The following is a 19,215-nucleotide window of genomic DNA, read 5'->3' on the forward strand; positions in this document are numbered from 1 at the left end:
TATAATCGCGCGTCCTTCGATCCGCCGATGGCCCGCGACCCCTCCCGACCGCCCGACGCACGCTCCGCCGCCATGCGCGGCTTCGTGCAGTGGATGCGCGCCGCCGCGCCCTACGTCTACGCGTTCCGCGGCAAGACCTTCGTGATCGCGTTCGGCGGCGAGGTCGTCGCCGACGAGTCGTTCCTCGGCATCGTCCACGACCTGAACCTGCTGCACAGCCTCGGCATCCGGCTCGTCGTCGTGCACGGCATGCGCCCGCAGATCGAGGCGATCCTCGCGCAGCAGCACCTGCCGTCGCGCTACCACAAGGGCCTGCGGGTCACCGACACCGAGACGATGGACTGCGTGCTGGAGGCCGCGGGGCAGGTGCGCAGCCGCATCGAGGCGATGCTCTCGCTCGGCATGGCGAACTCGCCGATGGCCGGTGCCTACAACCGCGTGTCGTCGGGCAACTACATCACGGCGAAGCCGATGGGCGTCGTCGACGGCGTCGACATGCAGCTCACCGGCGAGGTGCGCCGGATCGACACCGAGGCGGTCCAGCAGCGGCTCGACGACGGCGACATCGTGCTCATCTCCCCGCTCGGCTACTCGCCGACCGGCGAACTCTTCAACCTCGCGCTCGAGGAAGTCGCGATGCAGGTCTCGGTCCGGCTCAACGCGCAGAAGCTCGTGTTCCTGATCGACAACGACGGCGTGCGCAACGGCCGCAAGCGCCTGCTCACCGACCTCTCGACCCGCGACGCCGAGACGCTGCTCGCGAAGGACAGGAACCTTCCCGAGGACGTCCGGCACTACCTGCCCTGCGCGGTCCGCGCCTGCGACAACGGCGTGGCGCGCGCGCACTTCCTGTCGCGCCACATGGACGGTGCGCTGCTGCTCGAGTTCTTCACGCGCGACGGCGTGGGCACGATGATCTCGTCGGCGCCGCTCGCGCACCTGCGCAACGCCACGATCGACGACGTGCAGGGACTCCTGCAGATCATCGGACCGCTCGAGGAACAGGGCGTCCTGGTGCGCCGCTCGCGCGAGCGCCTCGAGGCCGAAATCGAGCGCTTCGTGGTCGCCGAGTACGACAACCAGATCATCGGCTGCGCCGCGCTCTACGCGTTTCCCGAGGAGCGCGTGGGCGAACTCGCCGCGCTGGCGGTGCACCCGGACTTCCGGCGTGAAGGCTACGGCGAGGCGCTGATGCAGGAGATCGAGACGCGCGCCCGCAAGCACCGCCTGACCGCGCTGTACGTGCTCACCACACGGACCGCGGGCTGGTTCCTCGAGCGCGGCTTTCGTCCGGTGGCGGTCTCCGACCTGCCGAAGGAGAAGCGCGCGCTCTACAACTACCAGCGCAACTCGCAGGTCTACCGCAAGGCCCTGTGAGGCCCATGCCGGCCCGCGGGCCGGCAGCGGGTAGAATCGGGGGCATCGCCGTTCGCGCCGCGCCCGTCGATCGGGCCGCGCGGGCCGCATTCACTTCGCGAGGATCCGCCATGGCCCGTACCGTCCACTGCGTGAAGCTCGGCCGCGACGCCGAGGGACTCGACTTCCCCCCGTATCCCGGCGAACTCGGGAAGCGGCTCTACGAGAGCGTGTCGAAGGAGGCGTGGCAGCAATGGCTGCGCCACCAGACGATGCTCGTCAACGAGAACCGCCTCTCGCTCGCCGATCCGCGCGCGCGCAAGTGGCTCGCCGAGCAGATGGAGAAGCACTTCTTCGGCGGCGGCGCCGAGATGCCCGCGGGTTACGTGCCCCCGGCGGCGTAGCGATCGCGCGACCGCCGCCGCGAGTTTCCCGCGAATCATCTCCGTGTCGCGCACGATGCCATGAGCACCCCGCCGATCAGCCGCTTCCCCGTTCCGGCACTCGCGCACCTGCCCGAGGACCTGCGCGCGCGGATCCTCGCCGTGCAGGAGAAGGCCGGTTTCGTGCCGAACGTGTTCCTCACGCTCGCGCACCGCCCCGACGAGTTCCGCGCGTTCTTCGCCTACCACGACGCGCTGATGGAGAAGGAAGGCGGGCTCAGCAAGGCCGAGCGCGAGATGATCGTCGTGGCGACGTCCGGCGCGAACGACTGCCTGTACTGCGTCGTCGCGCACGGCGCGATCCTGCGGATCCACGCGAAGAACCCGCGCGTCGCCGACCAGGTCGCGGTCAACCACCGCAAGGCGGAGATCACGCCGCGCCAGAAGGCGATGCTCGATTTCGCGCTCAAGGTCGCCGTCGACAGCGCCTCGCTCGACGATGCGGATTTCGAGGCGCTCCGCGCACAGGGCTTCGGCGACGAGGACATCTGGGACATCGGCGCGATCGCCGCGTTCTTCGGCATGTCGAACCGCCTCGCGAACCTGACGTCGATGCGGCCGAACGACGAGTTCTACCTGCTCGGGCGCCTGCCCCGCGACAAATCCAGGAGTTGAACCTCCGCGGGCCGGCATCGGCGCGACATGCGCCGCCGCCGGAATCGCCGCAGCGTACGCCCGCGCTCGCCCGACTCCTGTCCGCTCGCGGTCACGCCTTGCACCGCGCGACCACGAAGTCGACGAGCATCCGCGTCGACGCCTCGATGTCGAGGTGCTCGGTGTCGATCACGAGGTCGGCCGAGTCGGGCGGCTCGTAGGGACTGTCGATGCCGGTGAAGTCCTTGAGCGCGCCCGCGCGCGCCTTCCGGTAGAGCCCCTTCGGATCGCGCCGCTCGCACTCTTCGAGCGGCGAACGCACCCACACCTCGACGAACGGACGCGCGCCGGCGGCCGTGCGCGCGCGCGCGCGTTCGTCGCGGTAGGGCGAGATGAAGGCGGTGACGCAGACGATGCCCGCGTCGGCGAACAGCGCCGCGACCTCGCCGACCCGGCGCAGGTTCTCCTGCCGATCCTCCGGCTTGAACCCCAGGTCCGCGTTGAGTCCGGTGCGCACGTTGTCGCCGTCGAGCGTGTAGACCTGCCAGCCGAGGTCGAACAGCCGGCGCTCGAGCGCGATCGCCAGCGTCGACTTGCCGGCGCCCGACAGGCCGGTCAGCCAGACGACCGCTCCGTGGTGTCCCGCCCTCGCGCCGCGCTCGCCCGCGGAGATCTGGTGGCGCACCGGCACGACCGCTCCGCTCGCGGGACGGGTGCGCCGCTGGTCCGGATAACCCGACGCGTCGATCACGCCGACGCCCACGATCTCATCCGCGTCTGCGAGCAGGAAACGCCCGGTCGCAGGCAGCGTCTTCGCGTCGTCGACGGCGATGGCGGTCTCGCAGCGGACCGTGATGCGCGCGATGTCGCCCTCGCGGAGCGCCGCCGCCGGACGATGCGCGCCCGACGCGTCGAGCGCATGGTGGATCGAGAGGACATGCGCACGCACGTCGCGCGCGCCGGCCTGCACGACGAGCGGGCTTCCGTTCGCGAGGTCGCCGGGGCCGAGCCAGCGGACTTCCGCGTCGAACACCGCCGTGAGCTTGGGCGGCGCTTCGGGCGAACACAGGAGATCGCCGCGCTCGACCGGCACGCCCGCCGCGAGCGCGACGCTGGCCTGCTCGCCGATCGTGGCGCTCGCACGCGCAGCTTCGCTGCCGGCGAAGGTCTCGACCTGCGTGGAGCGATTGCCCGGCAGGATCAGCACCTCCTGCCCCGCGGCGATCGTCCCCGAGGCGACGCGTCCGACGGCGATGCGGCGCTCCCCGCTCGCGAGGACGTCCTCGACCGGAAAGCGCAGCGGCCCGCCGGCGCGCGGAACGAAGGCCGGGAGCGTGTCGAGCGCGTCGACGAGCGTCGGACCGGTCCACCACGCGGCATCGGCGCGAGCACCCACGTTCGCCCCGGTCGCCGCGCAGACCGGCACGATCGCGCAGGCGCGCAACGCGAGCGGCGCGAGCGCGGCGACGAGCGCCCGGCTCGCCGCGGTGTAGTCGTCCTCGCGCCACTTCGCCGTGTCCAACCGGTTCACCGCGACGACGGCGTCGCGCAGGCCCAGGAGCTTCAACGCCGCGAGGGTCGAGGCGACCCACGCCGCGCACGGATCGAGCACGTCGACCACGACGAGCGCCGTCGGCGACTCGACGCCGCCGCGCACGAGTTCGCGCAGCAGTTCGCCCTCGCCCGCCGCGTCGACGACGAGCCACCGGCGCGACGCCGTATGCAACTGCGACGCCGCCGTCGCCCTGCGCCCCGCCAGCGCGTCGCCGGGCTGGTCGTGGAGCGCGCGAACCAGCGCGGTCCGGCCCCGCCCGGGCATGCCGACGACGCAGAGCAACGGCAGCACGGTCATCGGGTCACGGGTCATCGCAGTCATCGTGGGAACGGGGCGCGAAGGCGGGCGTCACGTTCCGCCGCGGCGGAACGGGACCGCATCTTACCTCGCGATTCCGCGGGTTGACGTCGAGCGCCCCGGATGGCGGAAGACGCAAGGCGACCGCGGCGCCTGCCGGCGTCAGGCCTCGTGGACGATGGCTCCATCGACCAGCGTGAACCGCACGACCCCGGGGAGTTCGTGCCCGAGGAACGGCGTGTTCTTGCCCTGACTCGCGAGCGCCTTGCGCTCGACGCGCCAGTACGCCGTCGGGTCGAACACGCACAGGTCCGCGACCGCGCCCGCCGCGATGCGGCCCGCCGCGACGCCGAGGATCGCCGCGGGCGCGCAGGTGACGCGCGCGAGCGCCTCCGGCAACGCGACATGCTCCTCCTCCGCCCACTTGAGCGTCAGCGACAGCAGCAGTTCGAGGCCGGTCGCGCCGGGCTCCGCCTCGCCGAACGGCACCTGCTTCGCATCGTCGTCGACCGGCGCGTGGTCGGAGGACACCACGTCGATCGTGCCGTCGGCGAGTCCCGCGCGCAGCGCCGCGCGGTCGCGCGTGCCGCGGAGCGGCGGATCGAAGCGCGCCTGCGCGTCGAACCATCCGATGTCCATGTCGCACAGGTGCAGGTGGTGCGCCGCGACCTCGGCGGTGAGCGCGAGTCCGGCGCGCTTCGCGTCGCGCACCATCGCCACGCCCTCGGCCGTCGACAGCCGCTGCAGGTGCACGTGCACGCCGGTCTCGCGCGCGAGCGCGAGGATCGTGGCGAGCGCGACGGTCTCGGCGCAGGACGGCACCGCGGGCAGTCCGAGGCGCGTCGACAGTTCGCCCTCGTGCGCGACGCCACCGCGCGCGAGGCTCGCCTCCTGCGGCCGCAGCCACACGCGATGGCGGAAGGTCGCCGCGTACTGCATCGCGCGGAGCATCACCAGCGCGTCGGGCAGCGGGGCGTCGCCCTGCGAGTACGCGACGCAGCCGGCGTCGGCGAGTTCGCCCATCTCGGTCAGCGCCGCCCCCGCGAGCCCCGCGGTGAGCGCGCCCACCGGATGCACGTGCGCGCGACTGGCGTGTCGCGCGCGCCGCGTCAGCATCTCGACCAGCCCCGGTTCGTCGAGCGGAGGATCGGTGTCGGGCGGGCAAGCGAGGCGCGTGACGCCGCCGGCGACCGCCGCGCGCAGTTCGGAATCGAGCGTCGCCTTGTGTTCCTGACCCGGCTCGCGCAGCCGCGCGTTGAGGTCGATCAAGCCCGGCGCGACGACGAGGCCCGACGCCTCGATCGTCCGGTCCGCGTGGAAACCCGCGGGCGCGGCGCCGACCGCGGCGACGAGGCCGTCGTCGAGATACACCGGCGCGACCCGGTCGGTGCGCATCACCGGATCGATCACGCGGCCGTGGAGGATCGCGATCCGCATTCGCTCAGCCTCCCGCGACCATGCTCATCACCGCCATCCGCACCGCGATGCCGAAGGTGACCTGCGGCAGGATCACGCTGCGCGCGCCGTCGGCGACCGGCGAATCGATCTCGATCCCGCGGTTCATCGGCCCGGGGTGCATCACGATCGCATCCGGCTTCGCGAGCGCGAGCTTGTCGTCGGTGAGTCCGTAGTGCTTGAAATACTCGCCCGACGAGGGCAGCAGCGCGCCCTTCATCCGCTCGTTCTGCAGCCGCAGCATCACCACGACGTCGCAGTCGGCGAGCCCGGCGCGCATGTCGTGGAACACGCGCACGCCCATGCCCTCGACCCGCGCGGGCAGGAGCGTCCGCGGGCCGATCACGCGCACCTCCGGCGTGCCGAGCGTCGTCAGGCCGTGGATGAGGCTCCGCGCGACGCGCGAGTGCAGGACGTCGCCGACGATCGCGACCGTCAGCGCGCGGAAGTCGCGCTTGTAGTGGCGGATCGTGTAGAGGTCGAGGAGTCCCTGCGTAGGATGCGCGTGCCGGCCGTCGCCGGCGTTGACGACGTGCACGTGGTGCTTCCCGGTCGAGAGCAGGTGGCTCGCGATGAGATGCGGCGCGCCCGACTGCGCGTGGCGGACGACGAACATGTCGGCGTTCATCGCGACCAGGTTGTCGATCGTGTCGAGCAGCGTCTCGCCCTTCGACGTCGACGACGCGCCGATGTTGAGGTTGATCACGTCGGCCGACAGCCGCTTGGCCGCGATCTCGAACGTGGTGCGGGTGCGCGTCGAGTTCTCGAAGAACAGGTTGAAGACCGCCTTGCCGCGCATCAGCGGCACCTTCTTCACCTCGCGCTCGCCGATGGAGGCGAACGGTTCGGCCGCGTCGAGGATCGACTGGATCGTCGCCGCCGGCAGCCCTTCGAGCGTCAGCAGGTGGACGAGCCTGCCGTCCGCTCCGAGTTGGGGATTGCGGCCCATCGTCACGGACGCGGCCTCATCGGCCGGCCAACGGCTCGACGCCGAGCGCGAGCCGGCCGTCGTCGCCGCGCGTGAGTTCGATCGACAGCGAACTCGCGCAGGCCACGCGCGCGCCGACGTAGGCGGGTTCGATCGGGAGCTCGCGCCCGCCGCGGTCGACGAGGACCGCGAGTTCGATCGACGCGGGCCGACCGTAGTCGAACAGCTCGTTGATCGCCGCGCGGGTCGAGCGCCCGGTGTAGAGCACATCGTCGATCAGCACGATCGACGCCCCCGCGACGTCGAACGGCAGCTCGCTGCGGCGCACGCCGGCCTTCAACCCCTTCGACGCGTAGTCGTCGCGGTAGTACGACACGTCGATGAACCCGACCGGATGCTCGCCCGGCACGAGCCGCGCGAGCCGCTCGGCGAGCCAGGCGCCGCCGGAATAGATGCCGACGAACGCCGCGTCGTGCGCGACACCGGCGCGCATGCTCGCCGCGAGCGCTTCGAGCGCGGCTTCCGCGTCGGGGAGGTGCACGCCGGGCGGATCAGCGGTCATCGAGCCACCCCTGCAGGATCGCCTGCGCGGCGACGCGGTCGCGCACCGCGCGCGCGCGCGGGCCGGACACGCCCGCCTCGTCCAGCAGCGCGGACGCCGCGAGCGTCGTGTGCCGCTCGTCCGCGTAGTCGATCGGAAGCCCGGTGCGTCCGGCGAGCCTGCGGCCGAAGCGGCGCGCCTGCTCGGTCATCGCGTGCGGTGTGCCGTCGGCGTGGACCGGCAGACCCACGACCAGGCGCGACGGTCGCCACTCCGCGATGAGCGCGGCGATCGCCGCGAAGCGCTCGGCGTCGCGTTCGCGCTCGATCGTCGCGAGCGGGTGCGCGAGGCGAGTCGCGAGGTCGCCCACCGCCACGCCGATGCGGCGGGTACCGAAATCGAATGCGAGCACGGTGCCGTCGGCGAGCGCCGCGGCGCCCGACGCGAGGTCAGGCGTGCCCGGCGCCATCGGAGAGGCGCGAGAAGTCGATGCCGAGCTTCGACATCGCGGCGGGCAGGCGCCGATCCGCCGGCACGCCGAACAGCACGTCGGCGTCGGCGTCGACGGTGAGCCACGCGTTCTGCGCGAGCTCCTGCTCGAGCTGGCCCGCCGACCATCCGGCGTAGCCCAGCGACACGAGGACGTCGCGCGGGCCTTCGCCTCGCGCGAGCGCCTCGAGGACGTCCTTCGAGGTCGTGAGGCCGAGATCGTCGGACACCGCGAGCGTCGACTGCCAGTTGCCGAGGGGACGGTGCAGCACGAAACCGCGGTCCATCTGCACCGGGCCGCCGTAGAGCACCGGCGAGCGCGACAGCGGCGTGTCGGGCAGCTCGACCTCGATCTGCTCGAACAGCGAGGAGAGCGTCATCTCGATCGGACGGTTGACGACGATGCCGAGCGCGCCGTCCTCGTTGTGCTCGCAGACGAACGTCAGGGTATGGGCGAAATGCGGATCGGCCATGGCGGGCATGGCGATCAGGAAGTGGTGGGTCAGGTTCATCGCGGTCGTACCCACGGTGACGCATTGTAATCGCCCCGACTCCGCCGGACAATGCGACGTCCGGCCGAGGGTACTGCCGACGGCTGGATCGTCGATTTCCGACGATGGCGCCCCGCCTTCCCGCGGAACGAGCATCCGGGCCTCCCGGTCGAGGCAAGACGAAGGATCAACACTGATACGCGCGCGCACGCCGGTCATCGCGATCCTCGCGTCGTGGCTCGCCGCATGGCCGCCGGCGGACGCCGCCGATGCGCTCGTGCAACTCGACCCGTTCGCGCAGGCGACGGGCGGCCATCCGCATTGCCCCGCGCCCGCACCGCCGCTGATGACGCGCGAGCAGGTGGAGCGCTCGGCGCACGCGCGCGCCGAGCGTGGCACCCGTTGCGCGATGGAAGGCGCCTGCGAGCCGGGCGGCGCGTACCGGCGCGACCCGGAGATCAACGAGGCGGCGCGCGCGGCGATCGCCGCCGACCCGCGCTTCGCCTCCGCCTCGGTGTGGCTCACCACCTCGCGCGGCCGGGTAACGCTGCAGGGCTGCGTGCGCGACGCCGCGCAGCGCTTCGCGCTCGAGGAATTCGTGCGCGGGCTGCCGCGCGTCGTGCGCGTCTTCAACGAGACGCGCAGCGTTCCGGTTCGTGTTCCGCCACCGCGGCGGCCGGTGCCCTGATCGCCCGCGCGCCGCCGCATCGGGCGTTGCCCGCGGAGCGGACGGCGCTAGCGCGAGCGGCCGTCGAACTTCGTAACCGGGATCGCGTCGAGGTCGATGCCCTCGAGGCAGCGGATATTGACGGCGGCCGTCGGCGTGTCGTCGCGGCCGGGCGCCTCGCCGTAGACGTGGATGCCGCACACCGGGCAGAACCGGTGCGCGATGACGTGCTTGTGGAACCTGTAGGTGCTCGCGTTCTCGTCGGGCGTCGACAAGGTCAGCGACGCGCGCGGCACGAACCACATCAGGATTCCCTTGCGGCGGCAGATCGAGCAGTTGCACTCGACCGCCCCGTCGAGCGTTCCTTCGACGCGGAACGCGACGCGCCCGCAGTGGCAGCTTCCTTCGTAGGTCATGCGTATGCTCCGTTGCGTTGCGCCGACGCTCGCGCGGCGATCGAGCAGCCACGGGAGCGATTCCCGCGCTCCGCACCCGTGGCCCGCCCCGAAGTCGTCAGGCGTTGCGCAGGGCGAATCGCGCGAGCCCCTCGAGGCACGCGGTCCAGCCTTCGCGGTGCTCGCCGACCGCGACCTCGGTCGGCAGCTTCTCGTGCGTGACGACGACCTCGGTACCACCGGTCCGCGCGAGGAAGTCTACCGTAACGAGCGAACCGTGGTCGCCCGCGTAGGGCGAGTTCCAGGTGAACACGAGGCGATGGGGGCGCTCGATCGTCGCGAAGACGCCGCGATGCGGCACCGACTGCCCCGGCATGTGCATGACGATCTCGAACGCGCCACCGACGCGCGCGTCGAGCGTGACATCGCTTGGCCGCGACGGGTCCGCGCGCATCCACGCGGAGAGCGCCTTCGGGTCGAGCCACGCGTCGAACAGGTCCTGCGCGCGCGCCGCGATCGTGCGGCGGACGACCAGCTTGTCTGCGACTGCGGTAGAACTCATCGTGTTCTCCTTCGTGGCGGGCGTTTCGCGCCCCGGGTGACGTAGGTGTCGAGCGCTTCGAGCCGCGCTTCCCAGAACGCGCGGTAGTGCTCGATCCAGGCAGCGGCCTCGGCGAGCGGAGCGGCGTCGAGCGACAGCAGGTGCTCGCGCCCGCGCACGGTGCGCCGGACGAGCCCCGCCCGCTCCAGCGCGCGGATGTGCTTCGAGGTCGAGTTGAGCGAAATCGGGAACGCCGCCGCGAGGTCGGTCACGCGCGCGTCGCACCGGGCGAGCCGCGCGAGGATCGCGCGGCGCGTCGGGTCGGCGAGTGCACCCAGAGTTGCGTCGAGGCGGCTCGATTGATATTCACCCATGTGGGTGAATATATTTCGATGCGAAGGCCTTGTCAAGCGGTGCGAACGGGAACGGGGTTCCGACGGCGAGGAGGTCGGGCAGGAGCACAGCTCAACCCGTAGGTCGGCCTTCAGGCCGACGCTGTTCCGTCGCATCGGCACACATCCCGTCGGGCTGAAGCCCGACCCACCAGGCGTCGCGCTTGTCGGGCTGAAGCCCGACCCACAACTCATCCCGTAGGTCGGCCTTCAGGCCGACGCTTCGTTGCCCGAGGGGTCAGATCCTCACGGCGATCCAGTCCGGGGTTGCGGCACGAATCCACCCCCGCATCACGCGGGCCGCAGCGAGCGCTCCGGCCTGCCGCGATCAATCCTCCTCGTGTTTCCGGTGCTTCGCGTACTCGGCGGCGAGCTGCTGCTGGACGTTGGGCGGCGCCTGCTCGTAGCGCGCGAGCGCCATCGTGTAGCTGCCATGGCCGCCGGTGAACGCCTTGAGACGCGACCCGTAGCCGTCGAGTTCGGCGAGCGGCGCGGTGCCGATCACCGCGAGCGCGCCCGCGGCGAGCGACTGCGTGCCGGTCACCTGCCCCCGCCGCGACGAGAGGTCGCCCGCGATGTCGCCCATCTTCTCGGCCGGGCAGTGCACCTCGAGGTTCACGATCGGCTCGAGCACGATCGGCCGCGCCTTCGAGATCGCGTCGAGGAACGCCTTCTTGCCCGCCGACACGAACGCGACCTCCTTGCTGTCGACCGCATGGCTCTTGCCGTCGTAGACGATCACGCGCACGTCCTGCAGCGGAAAGCCCGCCACGGGGCCGGCGGTGAGCACCTGCTCGACGCCCTTCTGCACCGCCGGGATGAACTGCGTCGGAATCGTGCCGCCCTTCACCTCGTCGACGAACTCGAAGCCCGAGCCGCGGGCGAGCGGCTCGATGCGCAGGTACACCTCGCCGAACTGGCCCGCGCCGCCGGTCTGCTTCTTGTGCCGGTGGTGGCCTTCCGCCTTGCCGGTGACCGTCTCGCGGTAGGGAATGCGCGGCGGGCGCGTCTCGACCTCGAGCTTGAACTGGCTCGCCATCCGGTCGAGCGTCGAGCGCAGGTGCAACTCGCCCAGGCCGCGCAGCACCGTCTCGTTCAGCGTCGTGTCGTGCTCGACCGCGAGCGTCGGGTCCTCGGCGCACATCTTGTGCAGCACGTCGGAGAGCCGCTGCTCGTCGCCGCGGCGCTTCGGCGCGATCGCGACGCCGTGCATCGGCTTCGGAAACGCGAGCGGCGCCATGTGGATGCGGTCCTCGTCGTGCGAGTCGTGCAGCACGCAGTCGAAGGTGATCTCGTCGACCTTCGCGATGGCCGCGATGTCGCCCGGCACCGCTCGGTCGACCTCGACGTGCTTGCCCCCCTGCAGCATCAGCAGGTGGCCGACCTTGAACGCCTTCTTGCTCTCGCCGACGTAGAGCTGCGTGTCCTTCGTCATCGTCCCCTGGTGGACGCGGAACACGCCGAGCTTGCCGACGAACGGATCGACGACGACCTTGAACACGTGCGCGAGCACGTGCTTCGTCGGATCGGGTTCGGAGCGGAACTCGACGGCCGCGGCGCCCTCGCCCTTGGTGAACATCGGCGGATTGCCCTCCGACGGATTCGGCCCGAGCTTCACCAGCACGTCCAGCAGTTCGGCGACGCCCGCGCCGGTGCGCGCCGACACGAAGCACACCGGCACGAGGTGGCCCTCGCGCAGCGCCTTCTCGAACGGCGCGTGCAGTTGCTCCGCCTCGATCGACTCGCCCTGCTCGAGGTACTTCGCCATCAGGTCCTCGTCGACCTCGATCACCTGGTCGACCAGCGCCTGGTGCGCCTCGGCGACCGAGGAGAAATCGGCCTCGCCGGAAGGGTTGAAGAAGCAGTCGACCACGCGCTTGCCGCCGTCGGCCGGAAGGTTGATCGGCAGGCACTCGCTGCCGTACGCGGCGCGGATCGACGCGAGCACCGCGGGGAGGTCGACGTTCTCCGCGTCGATCCGGTTGACGATCACGATCCGGCACAGGTGCCGCTCGGCCGCCCACTGCATCATGCGCGAGGTGATCATCTCGAGGCCGGTCGACGCATTGACGACCACCGCGGCGGTCTCGACCGCGTCGAGCGCGCCGATCGCCTGACCGATGAAGTCGGGGAATCCGGGCGTGTCGATCAGGTGAACGCGCGCCTCGGGCGTGTCGAGGTGGAGCATCGACGCGCGCAGCGAATGCAGGTACTGCTTTTCGAGCGGGTCGAAGTCGGACACGGTCGTGCCCTTCTCGACGCTGCCGGCCTGCTGAATGGCTCCGGCCTTGACGAGCAGCGCCTCGGCGAGCGTCGTCTTGCCGCAGCCGCCGTGGCCCACGAGAGCCACGGTGCGAATGCTGGGGGTGGCGTAGTCCGCCATGGTCTCCTCCGTTGCCTGGGATGGGGGTTCGCGGTGATGCCGGTACTCGGGGACGCAGGAGCCCGCGCGGGCTCGGGATGCCCGCCCAAGGGCTTCCGGGGCGTCGGGTCGCGTCCATGGTAGCGCGCATCGCGCCGCGCGTCGTGCGGCGGTGCACAGCCGCCCGGCGGACCCGGAGACCGCGGCGAGGTTCCCTTTCGGCCGACGCCGGGGCACCATGAGGGTCAGCCCCGTTCCGAGGAATCGACGTGCCTCTTCGAGACTCTCCCGGTTTCCCGTCACGCCCGCCGGTCGCGCGCCTGGCGGCGGCGCTGGCGGTTTGCGCCTGCGCGTGCTGGCCGCTCGTCGCCCGGTCGCAGGCCATCGTCCCCTCCACGCTCGTGCAGGTCGTGCCCGGCGCGAACGCCGTCGCGCTGGAAGGCACCCTCAAGGGGCCGAATCTCGGCGCACGCGACTACGTCGTGCGGCTGGAGGGCGGCCGCACGATGCGCGTGGCGCTGGAGACGAAGTCGCCCGACACCGGGTTCGCCGTCCTCGACCCGTACGGCGGCACGATCCATCGAAACCAGGCGAACCGGGGCAACTCGTGGAGCGGACGACTGCCCGAGCCCGGCGAGTACCGGGTGCGCGTGACCCTCTCCGACGAGGCCGCGCAAAGGGCCGCAGGCGCGGCCTACACGCTGCGCATTTCGGTTGAGCGTTGACCGTCGGACGTCGGACGTCGAACGTCGAACGTCGAACCTGCCTACACGAGTTCGAGCATTTCGCGCAGGCTCTTGAGGAGGTCCTCTTCCTGGTAGGGCTTGCCGAGGTAGAGGTCGACGCCGAGTTCGCGCGCGAGATTGCGGTGCTTCTCGGCGGTGCGCGACGTGATCATGATGATCGGCACGTGCTGGTGCTTCGCGTCGGCCTTGATCGTCCGGGTGAACTCGAAGCCGTCCATGCGCGGCATCTCGATGTCGAGCAGGATGACGTCGGGCGTCTGCTCGCCGAGCACCTGGAGGGCGTCGATCCCGTCCTTCGCCGTCACGACGTCGAAACCCTCGCGCTGCAGCAGGCGGCTCGTGATCTTGCGCACGGTGAGCGAGTCGTCGACGATCATGACGAGCGGACGGCTCGGCGCCACGGGCGCGACCGAGCGCACGACACGCGTTTCGGCGTTCGGTTCGAAGCGCTCGACGTCGGCCCGCTGGGCGAGCGCGACCGGGTTGATGATCAGCACGATCTCGCCGTTGCCGAGCACGGTCGCGCCCGCGATGCCCGACACGCGGGCGAGCTGCGGACCGATGTTCTTGACGACGACTTCCTGGTTTCCCGCCATCTCGTCGACGTGGATGGCGGCGCGCGTCTGGCCCGAGCGCAGGAGCAGCACCGGGTTGTGCCGCGCGGACTCGGGATTGTGCGCGGCGTCGCCGAGAAGCCGCGGCAGATAGTGGAAGGGGTACCGGCGGCCCTGCCACTCGATCTCGCGCGCGATGTAGAGTTGCAGCAGCGCCTCGGGCTTGACCTGCTGCACCTGCTCGACCATCGGCGAGGGCAGGGCCCAGAGCCGGCCACCCGCGCGCACGAGCACCGTCTGCGCGACCGCCAGCGTGAGCGGCAGGTAGAGCGTGAAGGTCGTGCCGCGGCCCGGGCGCGTCGCGACCTCGACGCGACCGCCGAGCGCGGCGATGTCCGCGCGGACGACGTCCATGCCGACGCCGCGGCCCGAGATCTGCGTCACCTTCGAGGTCGTCGTGAAGCCCGGACGGAAGATGCACTCGACGAGCTGCGCTTCGGTCGGCTGCGCGTCGGGCGCGACCATGCCGACCTCGACCGCCCGCTGGCGCACGCGCTCGAGGTCGATGCCCCGTCCGTCGTCGTCCAGTTCGATCATCACTTCGTTGCCGGCCTGGCGCACCGTCAGCGTGATCTCGCCGGTCTCGCGCTTGCCTGCGGCGACGCGCACGTCGCGCGGCTCGAGGCCGTGGTCGAGCGCATTGCGCAGCAGGTGCTCCAGCGGGCCGACGAGCTTCTCCAGCACCGAGCGGTCGAGCTCGGTCTGCGCTCCGACGATCTCGAGGTTCGCGCGCTTGTCGAGTTCGCGGGCCGTCGCGCGCAGGATCCGGTAGAGGCGCTCGGACAGGCTGCCGAACGGGACGGTGCGGATCGAGAACAGGCGCTGCTGCACGTCGCGCGACAGGCGCGCCTGGGCGAGCAGCGCGGCGTCCGCGTCGTCGAGGTTCTTCAACAGCGACTGCTGCACGGTCGACACGTCGTTGACGCCCTCGGCGAGCGAGCGGGTCAGCTCCTGGAACCGGGTGTAGCGGTCGAACTCGAGCGGGTCGAAGCCCTCCTGCACCGACTGCACCGCGCTCATGCGCGATTGGATCTGCGACTCGGCCTGGATCTCGATCTCGCGCACCTGGCCGCGCAGCCGGATCACGCTGCCGGTCAGCTCGAGCAGGTTCGACTTGAGCGCACGGAGCTCGCCTTCGACGCGCGCGCGGGCGATCGCGACCTCGCCCGCCTCGTTCGCGAGGCGATCGATCAGGTCGGCGCGCACGCGCAGCATCGCGCGCGCCGCGCTCTCCGTATCCGGCGTGTCGTGCGCGACCGCCGTCGTCGGCGCGGGTGTCGCGGGCGACGCCGGAGCGGTCGCCGCGGCGGGCACGAACGGCAATTCGGGCGCCACGATCGCGGCAGCCTCGATCGCCGGCGGTTCCACGACTTCGGCCGCCGACAGAGGCGCCGCGGACGAAGTCTCGGGTGCGGGCGGAATCTCGTCTTCGACCGGCGCGGGCGCGGCGGCCGCCTTCGCCTGCGCGACCCACGGGAGCTCGAGGTTCCGGCGTCCGACGCGCAGGCCGTCGAGCAGGAACGCGATGTCGTCCAGGTCGGCGTCGAGCGCCTCGAAGAGGGCGGGCGCGCCGGCGGGCGGCTCCTCGTGCGGCCCGAGCCGCGCTTCCATCCGGTGCGCGAGTTCTCCCAGCCGCATCGCGCCGGCCATGCGCGCGCTCCCCTTGAACGTGTGCAGCACGCGCCGCAGTTCGGCGGGGGCGGCGCGATCCGACGGGGCGCGCCGCCAGGCGCGCACCTGTTCGCCGGCCTGCGGGAACAGGACGTCGGCCTCCTCGATGAAGATCGGGAGCACGGTGTCGTCGACCACGTCGCGTACGCCTTCGAGCGGATCGACGTACGCCGCGGGAACCACGACGTCGGGCAGGGGCACGACCGCGACGGCCGCGGGCGGCTGCACAGGCGCGAACGGCACGACTTCGGCGAGCACGGTCTCGGTCGGCGCCGGACCGTCCGTGTCGTCCGCCGCGTCTTCCGCCCGCTCGGCGAGCGATTCGATGTCTTCGGGTTCCGCGCTCGCGAGTTCGCGCCGAAGCGCGTCGAGTTCGGCGTCGGCGAGCGCGCACTCCTCGCCGTCGAACCGGTCGAATCCCTCGCCTGCCTTCACGCGCGAGGCGAGCGCGCGGAGCGCGGCGACGCCGCGCGCGATCGCCGGCTGGGCTGCGCTCGGCAGCGGGGGGCCGGTCTGCTCGAGCGCCGCCAGCGACAGCTCGAGCGTCTTCGCGAGCCCCGCGATCAGCGGGAATCCACTGGTGCGATGGATGCCGCACAGCGTGTGCGCCGCCCGGATCATCGCGGACGAGGGCACCGCACCCGGGTCGAACTGCAGGAGCGACAGCTCGTGGTCGAGCCGCGCCAGGTGCTCCTCGGATTCGTCGACGAGGATCCGGTGGAGCGGCGCGGCGATGCGCACGCCGCCGACGTCGATCTCCTCGACCAACGGTTCGGCCGGCGGTTCGACGGCCGGCGCAGCGTGCGCCTCGTCCTCGACAGGTGAGGCGTGCGCCTCGTCCTCGACAGGCGCGACGTGCGTCTCGTCCTCGACAGGCGGGGCGTGCGTCTCGTCCTCGAAGGGAACAGCGTGCGTATTGTCGGCGACGAGTTTCAGCACCGGCGGTCCGGGCGCGCGATCCGGCGCCTGCGAGTCGTCGCCGTCGATCACGTCGATCCGGACCGGCGTCGCGGCCACTCCCAGCTCCGGCAGCTCGATCAGGTCGGCTTCGGGCGGGGAGTCGGCCGCGGCTTCAAGAGGGGGCGGGGGCTCCTCGAACGAGGGCACCGCGATGTCGATCACTTCGGCGACGGGCGGTGCGGGGGCGGCAGCCCCGCCCGACGGGAATCCCGCCTCGACCGCGGCGATCGCGGCCCGCAGCGCCGACGGATCGGCGGACACGCGGCCCTTCGACGAGAGCTCGCCCACCCAGACACGGAACGACGCCTGCGCGACGCGGATCAGCTCCCGCACCGGCAGGGTGACCGCTCGCTCCTCGTCGAGCAGGCGGTTGTGGACCCGTTCGACCTCCCACGCGAGTTCGCCGAGATCCTCGAGGCCCACCATGCGACCGGAGCCCTTCAGCGTGTGGAAGCCGCGACGCGCGGTCCGCAGGGCCTCGCGGTCGCCGGGGTTCTCGTCGAGCGCGCGCAACTGGTCGCCGATCGAATCGAGCACCTCCGTAGCTTCGGTCAGGTAGATGTCGAGGAGTTCGGCGTCGAGCCCCTTGGCGTCGGTGTCGAGCAGTCGCCGCGTTTCCTCCGAGATCTCCGGTGCCGGAGCGGCGCCGGTGTCCGCGATCGCCGCGGCGGTTTCCGCCAGTGCCGCGACCGAGCCGCCCTCGAGTTCGCGGAGTGCGTCGCCGGCCTGCGCGACCAGTTCGCGGTCGCCGATGAGCTCCGCGTCGTCGCGCAGCCCCGCGAGCTTCACCCGCAACGCCTCGCGTGTCGCCGGGTCGGACGGCGCGCGCCGCGCTTCCTCGACCAGCGCCGGGAGCATCCCGCGCAGCCGCGCCACCGCCACCTCGACCGATTCGCCGTCCTCGACCTTCGGCGCGCTCGCCTGGCCGAGCCGCTTCGCGATCAGCGGGGCGATCAGTCGATCCCGGTCGGGCCGCTGCTGCTCGACCGCCTCGACGTAGAACCCGAGGCCGGAGAGCGCCTCGGCGAGACTTTCGAGATCCTCGTTGCCGACCGGTGTCTCGGGATTCGCGTAGTGCTCGATCTGCTGCTGGCACGAGGCGAGGAGCCGTTCGGCCTCGTCGAGCCCGAGGATCGTGAGCGCGCCGCGGACCTGCTGGCAGTCCTTGGTGAGCAATGCGAGATCCGCGCGCTTGCCGTTGTCGCGGAAGAACGCATCGAGCACCTGCTCCATGTGCCTCAGGTTGGCCTGGATCTCGCGGCCGACCTGCGCGACCAGGACGCGTTCCTGCGCGCGCTTGCTCATCTCGTCGAGCGCGGGGGCGGCCACCGCGTGTCCGGTGCGTCCGGAGCGCGCCGTGTCGAGCCGCGCGACCATCGCGTCGACCTGCTTCGGGAAATCGGGCGCGAGCGTCGAGTAGTTCTCGAACGCGCTCTCGGCGAGGAGCAGCGCGGTCGCGTACTCCATCGCGAGCATCTCGGACACGCCTGCGGTCGGCATCCGGTCGAGCCGCTCGACGAGCGTCGAGGTGAGGCGCATCAGCGCGCCGTGCTTCACCTCGGCGGCCTTGGTGTGCACCGAGGCGAGCGTCGCCTTGAGCTTGGGCAGGTTCTCCGCGCGGCCGGAGGCGAACTTGAGCCAGGCGTCCTTGGCCGTGGCGAGTTGCTCGCGCGCCTCGCGCAGGATCGGCTGGATGCGAACGAGGTCGGCGTTGAGCGCTTCCGCCGTCGGAATCAGCCCCGAGAGCCTGAACGCGCGCTGCACGGCCTGGACCTGCGGACCCACCGGCGCGCTGATCGCGACGTAGTAGAGCACCTCGCGCCGCAGGCGATCGGCCGCCTTCGCGCTGCCCTCGACGACGCGGCGGATCTGCAGGTCGACCCGCGCCGCGAGCTGCTTCACGCCGAAACCGGGCTCGATCCCCTTGCCGGTGATCGACTCGAACAGGGCGCCGACGGTCCACCAGAACGTCCGCAGACTTCCATGCGTCGTCGCGTCCTCGATGGCGACGACCGCTTCGCGCATCGTCGTCGCGCCCGCCGCGTCTCCGCGCAGCCACGAGAGAAGGCCGCGCTGGTAGGCGCGCCGCTGCTTGACGAGGTAGGACGGCAACCGGTTCGCGGGAATCGTTTCGCGCGGCGGGATCTTCGGCGCGCGCGGCGCGAGATCCGGATAGAAGAGCTCGGTCGGCGACGCCGCCTTGATCCCGCGGGCGAGCTGCATCGCTTCGTACTCGGGATAAAGCTTGAGGGGAACCGGCGCGACGCCCTTGACGAGCTCGTCGAGGAAGATGCGAAGCTTGCGGCAGGCGCGATCGACCACGTCGACCGCCGCCGGCTGCCGGTCGCGCGGCATCGACTCGAGTTCGGCGAGCTGGCGTTCCAGTTCGTCGGTGTAGGCGACGACCGCGTCGAGCCCGACCATCTGGATCGCGCCGGCCGCCTGGTGGACCTGCGTGCGCGCCTGGCGGAGCGCGGACGCGTCGTCGGGATGCGCGCGGTAGGTCGAAAGCGCGTCGAGCCCCCGCGCGATCGCCTGGTCGATCTCGCCTTGCACCCAGGACAGCGGTCCCAGGTCGTAGTCGGGAGCGGATTCCGTCATCAGAAGACAGAAGTCAGAAGACAGAAGTCAGAAAGGCGCACATCCCACCTTCATCAGCATGAAGCGCGCCAGACGCAACCAACGGTCGCCCTCTCCTCCTCCTTTGTCCGTTGCCCC

16 protein-coding genes are annotated in these 19,215 nt (G+C 71.4%); 5 read left to right on the forward strand and 11 right to left on the reverse strand.

Annotated elements, in window-relative coordinates:
• Positions 1 to 72 precede the first annotated feature (72 nt).
• The 3 genes from argA to HS109_03295 all read left to right on the forward strand — a co-directional run bounded on the left by argA (position 73) and on the right by HS109_03295 (position 2,414).
• Entirely contained in the window at positions 73 to 1,377 is a 1,305-nt protein-coding gene (gene argA, locus HS109_03285; protein MBE7521391.1) for an amino-acid N-acetyltransferase, read from the forward strand.
• 110 nt (positions 1,378 to 1,487) lie between these two features.
• Positions 1,488 to 1,760, forward strand: a complete 273-nt coding sequence (locus HS109_03290) for an oxidative damage protection protein (GenBank protein MBE7521392.1) — start codon at positions 1,488 to 1,490, stop codon at positions 1,758 to 1,760.
• A gap of 60 nt (positions 1,761 to 1,820) precedes the next feature.
• Positions 1,821 to 2,414, forward strand: coding sequence for a peroxidase-related enzyme (locus tag HS109_03295; GenBank protein MBE7521393.1), 594 nt, complete (start codon positions 1,821 to 1,823; stop codon positions 2,412 to 2,414).
• Positions 2,415 to 2,505: 91 nt separating this feature from the next.
• Here HS109_03295 and cysC read toward each other — a convergent pair whose 3' ends face one another.
• The 6 genes from cysC to HS109_03325 all read right to left on the reverse strand — a co-directional run bounded on the left by cysC (position 2,506) and on the right by HS109_03325 (position 8,170).
• Positions 2,506 to 4,269, reverse strand: a complete 1,764-nt coding sequence (gene cysC, locus HS109_03300; protein ID MBE7521394.1) for an adenylyl-sulfate kinase — start codon at positions 4,267 to 4,269, stop codon at positions 2,506 to 2,508.
• Between the two features lie 138 nt (positions 4,270 to 4,407).
• Positions 4,408 to 5,682: a dihydroorotase gene (locus HS109_03305; GenBank protein MBE7521395.1), complete on the reverse strand. Its 1,275-nt coding sequence runs from the start codon at positions 5,680 to 5,682 to the stop codon at positions 4,408 to 4,410.
• A 4-nt stretch (positions 5,683 to 5,686) separates the two neighbouring features.
• On the reverse strand, positions 5,687 to 6,649 hold the full coding sequence (locus HS109_03310) for an aspartate carbamoyltransferase catalytic subunit (protein ID MBE7521396.1): 963 nt from the start codon (positions 6,647 to 6,649) through the stop codon (positions 5,687 to 5,689).
• A 16-nt stretch (positions 6,650 to 6,665) separates the two neighbouring features.
• Positions 6,666 to 7,190: a bifunctional pyr operon transcriptional regulator/uracil phosphoribosyltransferase PyrR gene (gene pyrR / locus HS109_03315; protein ID MBE7521397.1), complete on the reverse strand. Its 525-nt coding sequence runs from the start codon at positions 7,188 to 7,190 to the stop codon at positions 6,666 to 6,668.
• Positions 7,180 to 7,638 carry a Holliday junction resolvase RuvX gene (gene ruvX, locus HS109_03320; GenBank protein ID MBE7521398.1) on the reverse strand — a complete coding sequence of 153 codons (459 nt, stop codon included), beginning with the start codon at positions 7,636 to 7,638 and terminating at the stop codon, positions 7,180 to 7,182. The genes pyrR and ruvX overlap by 11 nt, the downstream gene beginning before the upstream one ends.
• Complete coding sequence (locus HS109_03325; protein ID MBE7521399.1) at positions 7,619 to 8,170, reverse strand: YqgE/AlgH family protein; 552 nt, start codon at positions 8,168 to 8,170, stop codon at positions 7,619 to 7,621. Before HS109_03325 ends, ruvX begins: the two co-directional genes overlap by 20 nt.
• A 256-nt stretch (positions 8,171 to 8,426) precedes the next feature.
• On the opposite strand from HS109_03325, the gene HS109_03330 reads away from it, so the two are divergent.
• Complete coding sequence (locus HS109_03330) at positions 8,427 to 8,837, forward strand: BON domain-containing protein (protein ID MBE7521400.1); 411 nt, start codon at positions 8,427 to 8,429, stop codon at positions 8,835 to 8,837.
• A gap of 47 nt (positions 8,838 to 8,884) precedes the next feature.
• Here the strand turns inward: HS109_03330 and HS109_03335 are convergent, their stop codons facing one another.
• From HS109_03335 to HS109_03350, 4 genes are all read right to left on the reverse strand, one after another.
• Positions 8,885 to 9,232, reverse strand: a complete 348-nt coding sequence (locus HS109_03335; GenBank protein ID MBE7521401.1) for a GFA family protein — start codon at positions 9,230 to 9,232, stop codon at positions 8,885 to 8,887.
• Positions 9,233 to 9,329: 97 nt separating this feature from the next.
• On the reverse strand, positions 9,330 to 9,773 hold the full coding sequence (locus HS109_03340; GenBank protein ID MBE7521402.1) for an SRPBCC domain-containing protein: 444 nt from the start codon (positions 9,771 to 9,773) through the stop codon (positions 9,330 to 9,332).
• Positions 9,770 to 10,126, reverse strand: coding sequence for a winged helix-turn-helix transcriptional regulator (locus HS109_03345; GenBank protein MBE7521403.1), 357 nt, complete (start codon positions 10,124 to 10,126; stop codon positions 9,770 to 9,772). Before HS109_03345 ends, HS109_03340 begins: the two co-directional genes overlap by 4 nt.
• 346 nt (positions 10,127 to 10,472) lie before the next feature.
• Complete coding sequence (locus HS109_03350; protein ID MBE7521404.1) at positions 10,473 to 12,527, reverse strand: elongation factor G; 2,055 nt, start codon at positions 12,525 to 12,527, stop codon at positions 10,473 to 10,475.
• 248 nt (positions 12,528 to 12,775) lie between these two features.
• Between HS109_03350 and HS109_03355 the strand changes: the two genes are divergently transcribed.
• On the forward strand, positions 12,776 to 13,231 hold the full coding sequence (locus tag HS109_03355) for a hypothetical protein (GenBank protein ID MBE7521405.1): 456 nt from the start codon (positions 12,776 to 12,778) through the stop codon (positions 13,229 to 13,231).
• Between the two features lie 41 nt (positions 13,232 to 13,272).
• On the opposite strand, the gene HS109_03360 is transcribed toward HS109_03355, so the two are convergent.
• Positions 13,273 to 19,098, reverse strand: a complete 5,826-nt coding sequence (locus tag HS109_03360) for an Hpt domain-containing protein (protein MBE7521406.1) — start codon at positions 19,096 to 19,098, stop codon at positions 13,273 to 13,275.
• Positions 19,099 to 19,215: the final 117 nt, after the last annotated feature.

The organism is Burkholderiales bacterium (genome assembly GCA_015075645.1).
Lineage (GTDB): Bacteria > Pseudomonadota > Gammaproteobacteria > Burkholderiales > Casimicrobiaceae > VBCG01.

Excerpts from the sequence above, each read along its gene's own strand:
- HS109_03340 (MBE7521402.1), bottom strand. The coding sequence starts at position 9,773 with ATGAGTTCTACCGCAGTCGCAGACAAGCTGGTCGTCCGCCGCACGATC.
- HS109_03305 (MBE7521395.1), bottom strand. The coding sequence starts at position 5,682 with ATGCGGATCGCGATCCTCCACGGCCGCGTGATCGATCCGGTGATGCGC.
- HS109_03345 (MBE7521403.1), bottom strand. The coding sequence starts at position 10,126 with ATGGGTGAATATCAATCGAGCCGCCTCGACGCAACTCTGGGTGCACTC.
- argA (MBE7521391.1), top strand. The coding sequence starts at position 73 with ATGCGCGGCTTCGTGCAGTGGATGCGCGCCGCCGCGCCCTACGTCTAC.
- pyrR (MBE7521397.1), bottom strand. The coding sequence starts at position 7,190 with ATGACCGCTGATCCGCCCGGCGTGCACCTCCCCGACGCGGAAGCCGCG.
- HS109_03360 (MBE7521406.1), bottom strand. The coding sequence starts at position 19,098 with ATGACGGAATCCGCTCCCGACTACGACCTGGGACCGCTGTCCTGGGTG.
- HS109_03310 (MBE7521396.1), bottom strand. The coding sequence starts at position 6,649 with ATGGGCCGCAATCCCCAACTCGGAGCGGACGGCAGGCTCGTCCACCTG.
- HS109_03290 (MBE7521392.1), top strand. The coding sequence starts at position 1,488 with ATGGCCCGTACCGTCCACTGCGTGAAGCTCGGCCGCGACGCCGAGGGA.
- cysC (MBE7521394.1), bottom strand. The coding sequence starts at position 4,269 with ATGACTGCGATGACCCGTGACCCGATGACCGTGCTGCCGTTGCTCTGC.
- HS109_03350 (MBE7521404.1), bottom strand. The coding sequence starts at position 12,527 with ATGGCGGACTACGCCACCCCCAGCATTCGCACCGTGGCTCTCGTGGGC.
- HS109_03325 (MBE7521399.1), bottom strand. The coding sequence starts at position 8,170 with ATGAACCTGACCCACCACTTCCTGATCGCCATGCCCGCCATGGCCGAT.
- HS109_03295 (MBE7521393.1), top strand. The coding sequence starts at position 1,821 with ATGAGCACCCCGCCGATCAGCCGCTTCCCCGTTCCGGCACTCGCGCAC.
- ruvX (MBE7521398.1), bottom strand. The coding sequence starts at position 7,638 with ATGGCGCCGGGCACGCCTGACCTCGCGTCGGGCGCCGCGGCGCTCGCC.
- HS109_03335 (MBE7521401.1), bottom strand. The coding sequence starts at position 9,232 with ATGACCTACGAAGGAAGCTGCCACTGCGGGCGCGTCGCGTTCCGCGTC.